Genomic DNA, 11,836 nt, shown 5'->3' with positions numbered 1-11,836 from the left:
TAAGCACCTTATTTCCTTCCTTGACAGGTTGCGCCTTTTTGCTTTTGTAGACAAAAAGGCGCATTTTTCTAACAAGAAAGGACGTTACAAAAAAAGACGATCCTCAGAAATCAAAAAGGACTTTCTTTTGCCACTAAGGGGACTATAGTAAAGAATGTAGGAAAAAAGGACGCCAGAAAGCACATGGGAAAAGACAACGAGATGTGCCAAGAGGAACGCTTTACTTGATGGACAGCGCCAGTAAGAAGCACTTAGTTCTATCCAAATAAATGATAGATGAAAAAAGGTTGGCGATGCGCAAATTTTTAAAAGTCATGGATATCGATAAACCTATTTGTAGCGTAAAACAAAAGCGTAGGAGGTAAGCAAGAATGGAAGACATCACGCAATTATTGCAACGAGAAATTGACCAAGCATCAACTGTGCAGGGAACAGTGATTACACCACCCGGCGCCTATCAAATCGGCGCGTTGTTTTTAAAAAGCAATGTGCACTTGATTGTCTCAGAGGATACGATTCTGTATGGTAGTCAAGAACTGGCCGATTATCCCGAAGTAGATAATCGGGTCGCAGGGATCAATATGAAGTGGCCTGCAGCGATGATCAATGTTTTTCACGCAGAAAATGTCATGATCTCGGGAAAAGGGAAACTTGATGGTCGTGGAGAAACATGGTGGCAAACGTTTTGGGGAACAGATGAAGCCAGCGGGATGATGGCGGATTATGCAAAGAAAGGCTTACGCTGGGCAGCAGATTATGATTGCAAGCGTCCACGAAATATCCTTGTTTATGAAAGTCAGCAAGTAACCATCAAAGATATTTCGTCGGTACAGTCGGGTTTTTGGAATACACAAATCACGTATTCTCACCACATATTGATCGACGGCATCACGATAGACAATGGAAAAGGGCCTAGTACTGATGGCATCGATATTGATTCCTGTGAAGAAGTCACCATTCAAAATGCCTACATTTCCTGCAACGATGACAATATCTCGATCAAGGCGGGACGTGGGGCAGAAGCCTTAGCCCAGCAAAGAAGCTGTCGGAAAATCACGATCAAAGACTGTCAGTTAGGGTACGGTTCAGGAATTGCCATTGGCAGTGAAACTTCAGGTGGGATCGAAGAGATCAAAATCCAAAAAGTCGTCTTTGAGCAAACTGGCGCAGGGTTTCGGATCAAATCCGCTAACAATCGAGGTGGATTTATACGCAAGGTCACTGCTTCGGATTTAACGATGAAGGATGTTGGCTTTCCTTTTCTCTTACAAACAAATTGGTACCCAGATTATAGTTATCCAGAACTGCCAGCTGATTATGCGGAAGAGATTCCCGACTATTGGCACAAATTGATGGCACAACCTGCTATTCCAGTAGGTCCAGCAAAGGTCTGCGACATTAATATTGAAAACGTGCAAGCTACCAAAATAGGACAACAAAGCGTGCGTGCTTTCTTCATCGAGGCCAGCCCAGCAGAACCGATCCGCAATCTAACAATGAAAAATCTTTCCATCCATGCCGACGAGTTCGGCAAGATTGCAGGGGTCGAAAACTTAAAGATGGTGGAAACGATCGTCACTGCGTTAGCGCCAACCTTGGATCAAAATGATGTGTATGAGCGGTAGTACTCTTTCTGTCGGATATGAATGAGTGGTGATCCGCTTAGTACTACAAAACTGATGAATTATCAAAAAAGACCAATGAGTTGGTCTTTTTTTCATGATAAGATGTTTCCAAATCTCTCACGAATAAGAACATCAGTACTTAGGCTACTTTTTCTACAACGAGAATTTAAGAATGATAGGAATCAGAAAAACTGCGATAATTAAATTAATTGAGCGAACTAAGAACACGAAGAACTATTTATTCTTTTTTCCTATAATTTACGATACCTGCAAATGTAGAGCAAAACTCCCTACCCAGCCATATATCAACGATTAACAAAAAATGTCAATTGCTGGAAATCCTGCTTTTCGTTATGCTTTTGGTATTGAAAGCGGTTTATTTAATCGAGCTCAACAACAAAATCTAAGGAGGAAAAGTAGTGAAAAAATTAAGTACGATTCTTGGTTTGGGGTTACTATCAGTCGCCTTTTTGTCGGCATGTGGGAAGGAGGAAGCAGGTTCCACAACAGATTATGATACGATTTCGATTTTATCGCCGTACATTGAAACTGAACCACCTGCAAGTGACAACGAGATTTTGAAACAATTAGAAGCTTACACTGGCAAAAACATTGATATTACCTGGGCACCCAATACATCCTATGAGGATAAAATGAATATTACGTTAGCTTCAGATGATATTCCAGAAGTGATGGTCATTCAAGGAAAATCAGGAGGATTTATCAAGTCAGCAGAAAATGGGGCTTTTTGGGATTTGACCGACTATTTAGCTGATTATCCTAATCTCTCTCAGTCTAACGAGGATGTTTTGCGTAATTCTTCTGTGAATGGCAAAGTGTACGGAATTTATCGGAAACGTGATGCGATGCGGACGGCGGTGATCATCCGAAAAGATTGGTTAGAAAACTTAAACTTAGAGGTACCAGAAACGATCGATGATCTTTATGAGATTGCCAAAGCATTTACTGAGAACGATCCCGATGGGAATGGTGAAAATGATACGTTTGGTTTGATTATTCCCCAATGGCCTGGCTCGATCAATTCAAATAGTCCTTACGATGTGTTAGCTACTTGGTTTGGGGCAGGAAATGCTTGGAAAGAAATAGACGGCACTTTAGAGCCATCCTTTATGCAACCAGAATACCTAGAATCAATGCAATTTGTTAAAGATATGGTGGAACAAGGCTATGTCAATCGTGATTTTGCAACCATGGCAGCAGATAAATGGGATGAGCCGTTTATCAATGGACGTGGTGGGATCATTATTGATACGTATTCACGAGCAGCACAAATCAGTAATAAATTATTGCAAGCTGGAGAAGAAGACCTCGTCGTCTTTACAGGGAATTTAAAAGATAATAGCGGTACGATGAATGCGTTACCGACAGATGGCTATTCTGGTTTCTTGGCGATTCCTAAGTCGAGTGTCCAGACAGAGGAACATCTAAAAGAGGTGTTGACGTTCCTTGATAAATTAAATGATAAAGAAGCACAGGTATTGCTGAACAACGGAATCGAAGGAATCAATTTTGAAGTAGTGGATGGAATGTCCGTCGCACTAGAAGGATCAGAAGCTGAAGCGTTAGCCAATGCGGTCAAAGGGTACTCACAAATTGGGATGAATGTAACGGAAGATACCCTGTACTATATTGCTAAGCCTGATACAGAAGCGGCTACTGAAAGCTATGAAAAACGATTGTCATTGATGGAAGCTGATTTAGAGCACGCTGTCTTTAACCCAGCAGCCTCCTATAATACAGATACGTATGTAACAAAAGGGGCACAGCTTGATCAGATCATTAGTGATGCGCGGGTTCAATTTATCGCAGGACAAATCGATGAAGCGGGTTGGGAAGCTGCGATCGAACTTTGGAAGAATCAAGGAGGCACGCAGCTGATGGAAGAAACGAATGCCCTTCATCAAGCACAATAACGACAGTCGAAGAAGGTTGAGTGGATCTTGCTCTCAACCTTTTTCTTTTTCAATAATTTTTTTCAGCTAATAAAATGGAGTAATAGTCAAGTGAGACGAGACAGGTAGTGAGAAATCAGAAAAGAAAAAATGGAAACAAGCAAATGAAAACCCTAATCTAACGCTTGATATCAAAGAATTCAAAAAAAGTCAATTGTTAGAAATGTAGGTCAAGTTTACTATGAAAAGAGAAAAGCAGCTCATATACGCATAAAAGGAGAAGAAATGTTAGCGAAATTGATCTATGAAAATCCGCTGAATCAAGCAGCAGATATTCAACACTTTATTGCTGAAGGAGAGCCCAAGATTACTTTCCAAGACGGGATGATTCTGGCGAATACGTATTCTGAAGAATCAAACAAACAACCACATTTTGTTTTATGGCTGCCTCAACAATTTCCAGCGGACCTACGAATCACCTGGCAGTTTCAACCACTGGCTGAACCAGGCTTATGTATGCTCTTTTTTGCAGCAGCCAATCGCAAGGGTGGCTCGATCTTCGATTCTGGAGTACCCAAACGAACCGGGGCATATCCCGAGTATCATTCTGGAGGGATCGATGCTTACCACCTTTCTTATTTTCGAAGAAAGTATGAGGAGGAACGGGCGTTTGAAACGTGTAATTTGCGCAAAAGCCATGGGTTTCATCTGGTCGCCCAAGGCGCAGATCCACTTCCGAGTGTAGCAGATGCCCGAGGGTTTTATCACCTAAGAATCGATAAGGTAGGTGCAACGATCTCCTTTTGGATCAACGACTTATTGGTGTTAAGGTACCTTGATGAGGAACAGTTTGGTCCCATATTAACCAAAGGAGCGATCGGATTTCGGCAAATGGCGCCAATGAAGGCCTGCTATAAAGACTTAAAGGTATATTCCTTAGAGGAGGAACGGTGATGAATTGGCAGAAAGTATATCAAGCAGCAGATTTTGTCTTTTATTGTTTGCTGATAAATGTAACCGTTATTATAGGTGCGCTAGTAGGTGGGATCATCTTTGGACTGGCGCCTAGCGTACAAGCAGGATTCCACGTAGCAAAGAAAACCCTTAAACAGGAATCGCCGCCTTTTTTTCAAACGTTCTTTGGGTATTACCGCAGGAACTTTTGGCGATCGAATCGCTTGGGCTTACCGATCATTCTCTTTTATTTGTGCCCCATGGTAGTGATCCAGCAAGGATTTTTAGCGGCATTGACTCAAACAGGCTTGATCTTATTGATCGTTAGCCAATGCGTCGCGATCGCTGTGATCAATACATTGCTTAGCATGTACGAATATTATGTGCTCCCAACGAAGAAGTACCTAGGCGCTTCGCTACGCTTTCTTTTTTTTCAACCTATTGGCACCTTTTTAGGCGTCCTTTGGTTTGGGATTTGTAGTACGATCAGTTTTTTTCTCCCCGGTCTCCTGCCATTTTTAAGTATTGGGATGTGGATCATTGGCACAATGGGGATTTACTTGAAATTATTTGATGAAAATGAACGAAAGCTAAAGCAACAAAAAGATGCAGGTCAACCTGCAGAGAGGGAAGAGGAGGAAATCGAACATGGCATTGAAATGGCTCAAAAATAAACCTAAGGGAAAACGTGGGCTGAGTTTTGGGTATCCATGGGAAAAAGGAGCTTTACAACCTGAGGCTCTAAGTGAGGAAATTTTTTTGCTGGGTGAGGAGCCGCTACAAACGAAAGTACTGGCTTACTGGCCAGATGGCAGTGTGAAATGGACAGGACACAGTGGTCTGGTGGCAGAAACGACGCAGTTACTTTTTCAAAGAAAACAGCGTGTCCAGAAGAAACAGGCGATTGCTAGGAAAGCTTACAACGGTATTTATTTTGACAACGGTACGATCAAAGGCTTCTTCCCGAAACATGGGGAAGGGAAAAATGTATTGGACTGGGTAGCGGTCAATGGGCAGAAAAAATTGCAAGATCTTCACGCAATCCTGCAATACCAAAACAAAAAGGTGCAGTCCAAAGTAACGGACTTGATGTTGGAAGAAAATGGTTCCGAGAAAGCCGTTATCAAAGTATCAGGCATCATTGAGATCGATCAAGAAGTGGTGCAAGAGTTTATTTTACGGTTCCGCATCTTTCGCGAAATCAGCAAATTGGAAATCATTCATACGGTCATTATCATCAAACCACTTGCTTATGAAGGCATGGGGATAGCATTTGATTATGCGTTGACAGGTGAAAATTGGAATCGACAAGTCAAATTTATTGCAGATGCTGTGTATCATGAAGCGGCGCAATTGTTACTTTCACGGCGACACTATCAGCAAAACATTCCCTATCAAGAACAAGCCAGTGGACAGCTCGTTTCATTGACCCCAGCGGACGAGCCGATGCTGTCTCATGCGGTGGAAAATGCTATTTGGGACAATTTTCGGGTCAATCAAATCAATCATCGGTCATTTGAATTAGAAAAACAGACCGAAGCTGGGTACTGTTGGTTGCCCATTGGGGATGGCGAGCATTATTCAGGTACCTTTTACGCTGGGGGAGAAACCGGCGGCGTTGCTTGCAGCATGGAGAAATTTTGGGAAAAAGCACCATCGGCGATCGAGGTGACAGGCATCACCCAAAAAGAAACCCAAATCACGATGTGGCAGTGGTCACCGAATGCCAAGCCAATGGATTTTCAGCACTATTCCAAACGGGATCATATGCTTAGCGGATACGAAGGAATGGAAGAGATTCGTTCGACGGCAGTTGGTGTAGCAAATACGACGCGTTGTTGGTTGGATCTATATGAAGAAGCCCCGTCAGAAGAAGTGTTGCTGGGCTTAGCTCAAGAAAACCAAGAACCTGCCCAGATCGTTTCATTGCCTGAGCGTTATCAAGAGACAAAGGTTTTTGGCAGGATCAGTTTACCAGACGAATCAACGAAAACGAAACAGTTGCTGGAGCAACAATTGGCTGAGATGCGTCAATTCTATTTAGCAGAAGTCCAACAAAGAAGTTGGTATGGCTATTGGAACTATGGTGATGTCATGCATACCTATGATCAGTTTCGACACCAATGGCGCTACGATCTTGGTGGGTACGCTTGGCAAAACACTGAATTGGTCCCTAACATGTGGCTTTGGCTAGATTTCTTACGGACTGGTGATCCAAGCGTCTACTATCTGGCTGAAAGCATGACGAGACATACTTCAGAAGTCGATCAGTATCATGCTGGGGAATACAAAGGATTAGGGTCACGGCATAATGTCGTTCATTGGGGTTGCCAAGCCAAAGAAGTTCGAATTTCAATGGCGGGTCTCCATCGCTACTACTACTATTTGACAGCGGATGAACGCATTGGAGAGATTATGGAACAAGTCAAAGACAATGAAACCTATGCTTTTGATGCGTTACCACCGATGCGCGAGTTTTATGAACGAGAAACGAAGCGGATACCGATTCGCATCGGACCAGATTGGGCTGCGCTAGTCTCGAACTGGTTTACCCAGTGGGAACGGACGAATGATCCTGTGTACCTTGAAAGAATTCGCACCGGCATCACCTGCATCAAAGCCATGCCCCAGCGCCTATTGTCTGGTCCCACAGTGTTATTTGATCCACAAGACAAAACCTTATCTTATATGGGAACAGGGAATTTTGGCGGCTATCACATGGTCATCTCCTTTGGGGCGCCGCAAGTTTGGTTAGAACTTGCTCAAGTGCTGGAAGACCCAGAGTGGACAGAGATGTTAGGGGAGTTTGGCTGGTTTTATAGCTTGAGTCCTGAAATAAAAGCAGAAGAGTCAAACGAGGTACTGACGGAACCTCATTTTGCCTGGCCAATGTTTGCGTCGACGATGATGGCCTTTGCTGGGCGAGTGCGTAACGATCGAGCAATCAGTCAAAGGGCTTGGCAGTTATTGCTTGATAATGACAAATCGGGTGTTCCATTGCCGATCGAAGCGACCATTGAAGCAGCGACAACGTGGAAAAAAATAAAAGAAATGCCGTGGGTATCGACCAATGTGTTGTCACAGTGGGGGCTAAATACGATTTGTTGTTTAGCACTGATTGGAGCGGAATTAGAGGAGGAGAATGAATGGAAACAACAATAAAAAAAGTGCCGAAAACGAAAGAGCAATGGGGGAGTTTTCTCAACCATTTTAAACAAAATAAATGGCTCTATATTTTGACGATTCCCGGGATCATCTATTTTGCAGTATTTCGTTATGCGCCGATGTATGGGTTGATCATTGCTTTCAAAGATTATGTGCCCTTTTTAGGAATCGCAGATAGCCCATGGGTAGGAACACAAAATTTTATGGATTTCTTCAATAATCCTGATTTCTTTCGAATCTTGTGGAACACGTTGATGATTGCCTTTTTAAACATTTTCTTTTCGTTTCCAGCACCAATCTTTTTGGCACTGTTACTGAATGAATTACGCAACAAGCTGTTTCAGCGGACCATTCAAACCTTCGTCTATGTACCGCATTTTCTTTCATGGACGATCGTCGTTAGTCTTTGGCATATTTTATTCAACATCGATCATGGAGCGATCACTCAATTTATCGCTTCGTTGACAGGCGTGGAAATCGATTTTCTCTCAGACCCGCAATGGTTCCGCCCCATGATCGTGATGCAATCGATTTGGAAAGAGATCGGTTGGGGGACCATTATTTATTTAGCTGCCTTATCAGGTGTGGATCAGGAACAATACGAAGCCGCGATCATGGATGGTGCAGGACGTTTTCGTCGTGTGTGGCATATCACTTTGCCTGCGATTCGTTCGACGATCATCATTATGCTGATCATGCGGATCGGGTCGATTTTGTCTACTGGGTTTGATCAGATTTTCTTGATGACCAATCAGTTGAACCGAACAGTAGCAGATGTTTTTGATACGTATGTGTATATGATGGGGATCACCAATGGCGCTTACAGTTACTCAACAGCCGTCGGATTATTTAAATCGATCGTTGGGATCATCCTCGTACTTTGTACCAATAAATTAGCGAAACGTTTTGGCGAAAGCGGCTTATACTAAGGAGGAAAAAGATGGATACTTTACACAATACGAAGGCAGGGAAAATATTTGACATTTTTAATGCACTATTTTTGGCATTGATTGGGTTATTCATGGTGATTCCTTTTATTTATGTGATTGCAGGTTCATTTGCTACGGAGTTAGAATTGACCACACGTTCGTTTTTCTTATGGCCAAATGAGATCAGTCTCGACTCCTATCGCTTTATTTTTTCAACCAACACCTTTATCCGTAGTTTGCTTGTAACGGTCGGCGTTACCATCGTTGGCACGCTGGTGCAGCTTTTCTGTACCTTCACCTTTGCCTATCCTTTATCACGCAAGCACCTAAAAGGACGGAACACCTTGTTGAATCTCGTGATTTTTGCAATGCTCTTTTCAGGTGGGATGATCCCAACGTTTATCGTGGTGAAAAATTTAGGACTGATCAATTCTTATTGGGCATTGATTTTGCCAATCGCGATCAATCCCTTCAACTTAATGATCATCAAAAACTTTTTCCAAGAAATGCCGATCGAGTTGGAAGAATCCGCCAAGATGGACGGCTGTACGGAACTAGGGATCTTATGGAAAATCATTTTGCCTTTATCAAAACCAGTGATCGCGACCTTCACCCTTTTTTACGCCGTTGGTATCTGGAACGACTTCATGAGTGGATTGCTCTATATCAACGATTCAGCAAAATGGCCGATTCAGTTATTGTTAAGACAGATCACGATGGCCTCCAGTGGTGCCAATGCGTTAGCAAGTATGGACCCAAACTATGTGCCGCCTGAACAAGGAATCAAATTTGCAGTCATCATTGTGGCGACTTTACCAATTTTGATCTTCTATCCGTTTTTGCAAAAACATTTTGCCAAAGGAATGCTGATTGGATCCGTCAAAGGATGATACACTTCAATAGTTGTGGATAGGTTGTCATGCGTTTTTTCGCATGACAATTTGTTACATAAAATCTATTACAAGGGTGTTTGGGAATGAAGTACTTTAAAACAGGCGGTTTTCATCGAAAACTGCAGCTAGCCAGTCTATGGATCGTCGTGCCGCTATTAGCCGTTGCAATCTTTTTGCATGCCTATTTGATCGGACCATTACAACGATCGTATCAAGAACTAAACAATCGCCAAGTCGAAGGAATCGTTAGTAACATCAACCAACAGTTCTCGCAGCTGGAAGTGACTTTAAGCGTTTGGGGGCAATCGTTTCAAAGGCGCTACCAAGAAGATTTATTGGAAACGACGAATTATCAGACGTTGATCCAGCTGTCGGAAGAATTGTTTTACTTAACCAATAGCTCCAATTATGTCAATCGAATCGGTATTTATTCGCTCGGAGAGGCGCCCTTTGGGATTGAAAGTGGCGGCACGTATGAATTAACGCTCGAGCAAACCAAAACAGCATTTGAACGCTATCGGATCGATAATGGTAGGCAGTATCAGTGGAAGATCATTGAAGAAGAGGATGAATTGATTTTTGTACAAAACATTGATAGCCAAGGCGAAGATCAGCCTAAAATTTTTTTAGTTGCAACGATCGACGAGCAATCATTGTTAAAGTATTTTTATGATACTCAAATTGAAAATGGACTCGCAGCGATTTCCTTTAATCATGAGAGTTTTCGTTTTATTGGCGATCAGAACTTAGCGAATGTTATCCAACCGCTGAGTGAGGAGCATCAAGGAACCTGGGTCGAATCGATCAATGGCAATGATTATAGCATGATCGCCGTAAACAGTACGCGACTCAACCAAATATGGACGTTTTATACCGTCGTTCCCTTAGCATTGATTACCGAGCCAGTCACTCATTTGGCTAGAGTGCTGATCGTCGTAAGCATTCTTTTTATTGCTTGTGTGGCAGTCATGAGTCTCTTTTTGGCAAAAAAACAATACCAACCTTTTGAAAAAACGATGGATCAGCTCTTTGGTAATACCCAATGGAAAAAAGAAAACGATCTGGAGTTTTTGGTGGACCGTTGGCAACAATTAAGTCGGGAAAAAGGATTGTTGCAAAATCAGGCGGAACGCTTTCAAGATTCGCTGAAGCGACAAGTGATCCAACATTTGATGGAAGGGTATTATGGCTATTTATCGGAGGAAGAATCGCAACAATTACTGCAGCAAAAAAACTGGTGCTTAAGTGACCAAGGGTATCGCCTGTTTTATTTCCAACTCAATGATCTATTAAGCAATCAAGCAAATTCACAAGATGAAACCCACATTTTGTTTGCCTTAGAAAACATTATAGCGGATGTCACAGCCATGTTTTTCCCTGAATCAACCATTGTTTCTTCAAATGAAGGACGGATTTTGGTTTTTGTGGTCAATCAAGAGCAGCTACTGACAGATTACTTCACGATGATCACCAAGCAAATCAATTTGATCGTCTGCCGTTATGTCACCATCGTTAGTTCGCAACAAGAAACAGAGATTCGCAAGTTGCCTGAAGTTGCCCAACGTCTCAAAAAGCAAATCCATCTGCAACGGTTGATTCCCGAAAATCAAGTGCTTCAAGGAGAGAAAATGCGCCCGCTGCCGAAGTATTCTCTTTCGCAAGAAAATTTGATTTTAACAGCGCTGAAAAGTGGCTATCATGAAGAATTGCAACGAAGTGTCCAGCGGTTTTTAGAACAGGTCGTGGCAGAAAACAATCAACAGGCTGCGGTGATCTATGTGGTCAATCGACTGTACGATCAAGTCGATTACCTTTTAAATGAAAATGGGGTCTCACGAACGGATTATGTATCGAAAACGGTTGTGTTAGAGCGAATCGAACGACTTTTGGACATCAATCAGATCCAAGCCTTTTTGTACCATCATTTCTTAAAACCCGTCTCCATCCTCTGGCAAGAAAATGTCGCTAATTCTTATAGTGAAATGATCCAAAAAGTAGCGGAGTACATCCAATCTGATTTTCGCAATGAACAAATTTCGTTAGAATACGTTGCGGATCGTTTCGAAGTAGACCCAATCTTTTTGAGTAAGGAGTTCAAGCGTGCCAAGCAGGTCAACTTTATTGATTATTTAACCAATGTTCGCATCGTAGAAGCAAAACGGCAGTTGCTCGAAACTGATCACCAAATCAATGAAATTGCAGAAAACCTTGGGTATAATCCCAGTTACTTCAATCGTTTATTTAAAAAGTGCACGGGAATGACCCCAGGACAATATCGAAAAGGTCAGAGCTGATCACTGTTGGTTGCTGCGGAAAAGCTCGTATTTTCGCAGCTTTTGCTCTGATTTTTCCATGTT

Annotated in this window: 8 protein-coding genes; all 8 read left to right on the top strand. The window is 42.4% G+C overall.

Annotated features, from left to right (window positions below; all coding sequences use genetic code 11):
- Positions 1 to 371: 371 nt before the first annotated feature.
- The 8 genes from ACIPK1_RS01935 (at position 372) to ACIPK1_RS01900 (ending at position 11,773) form a co-directional block, all read left to right on the top strand.
- The gene (locus ACIPK1_RS01935) at positions 372 to 1,625 is read left to right on the top strand and encodes a glycoside hydrolase family 28 protein (RefSeq protein WP_016612693.1); all 1,254 of its coding nucleotides are present in this window, start codon (positions 372 to 374) and stop codon (positions 1,623 to 1,625) included.
- Between the two features lie 419 nt (positions 1,626 to 2,044).
- A complete protein-coding gene (locus ACIPK1_RS01930) occupies positions 2,045 to 3,559 on the top strand; it encodes an extracellular solute-binding protein (RefSeq protein ID WP_005234195.1) in 1,515 nt (504 codons plus the stop codon).
- A gap of 264 nt (positions 3,560 to 3,823) precedes the next feature.
- Positions 3,824 to 4,492 (top strand): DUF1961 family protein, encoded by a 669-nt coding sequence (locus ACIPK1_RS01925; protein WP_301388793.1) that lies wholly within the window; start codon positions 3,824 to 3,826, stop codon positions 4,490 to 4,492.
- Positions 4,492 to 5,166, top strand: coding sequence for a YesL family protein (locus ACIPK1_RS01920; protein ID WP_301388791.1), 675 nt, complete (start codon positions 4,492 to 4,494; stop codon positions 5,164 to 5,166). Before ACIPK1_RS01925 ends, ACIPK1_RS01920 begins: the two co-directional genes overlap by 1 nt.
- On the top strand, positions 5,141 to 7,654 hold the full coding sequence (locus ACIPK1_RS01915) for a hypothetical protein (RefSeq protein WP_301388789.1): 2,514 nt from the start codon (positions 5,141 to 5,143) through the stop codon (positions 7,652 to 7,654). The genes ACIPK1_RS01920 and ACIPK1_RS01915 overlap by 26 nt, the downstream gene beginning before the upstream one ends.
- Positions 7,639 to 8,586 carry a sugar ABC transporter permease gene (locus tag ACIPK1_RS01910; protein WP_005234199.1) on the top strand — a complete coding sequence of 316 codons (948 nt, stop codon included), beginning with the start codon at positions 7,639 to 7,641 and terminating at the stop codon, positions 8,584 to 8,586. The genes ACIPK1_RS01915 and ACIPK1_RS01910 overlap by 16 nt, the downstream gene beginning before the upstream one ends.
- Positions 8,587 to 8,597: 11 nt before the next feature.
- On the top strand, positions 8,598 to 9,476 hold the full coding sequence (locus tag ACIPK1_RS01905) for a carbohydrate ABC transporter permease (protein WP_005234200.1): 879 nt from the start codon (positions 8,598 to 8,600) through the stop codon (positions 9,474 to 9,476).
- Between the two features lie 86 nt (positions 9,477 to 9,562).
- Positions 9,563 to 11,773 (top strand): helix-turn-helix transcriptional regulator, encoded by a 2,211-nt coding sequence (locus tag ACIPK1_RS01900; protein ID WP_008380767.1) that lies wholly within the window; start codon positions 9,563 to 9,565, stop codon positions 11,771 to 11,773.
- The last annotated feature ends 63 nt before the right edge of the window (positions 11,774 to 11,836 follow it).

Origin of the sequence: Enterococcus sp. NPDC086594, assembly GCF_044746145.1 — a bacterium.
GTDB classification, from domain to species: domain Bacteria; phylum Bacillota; class Bacilli; order Lactobacillales; family Enterococcaceae; genus Enterococcus_D; species Enterococcus_D entomosocium.
The sequence above is the reverse complement of the archived record's forward strand: the minus strand, read 5'-3'. Positions and strand labels throughout refer to the sequence as shown.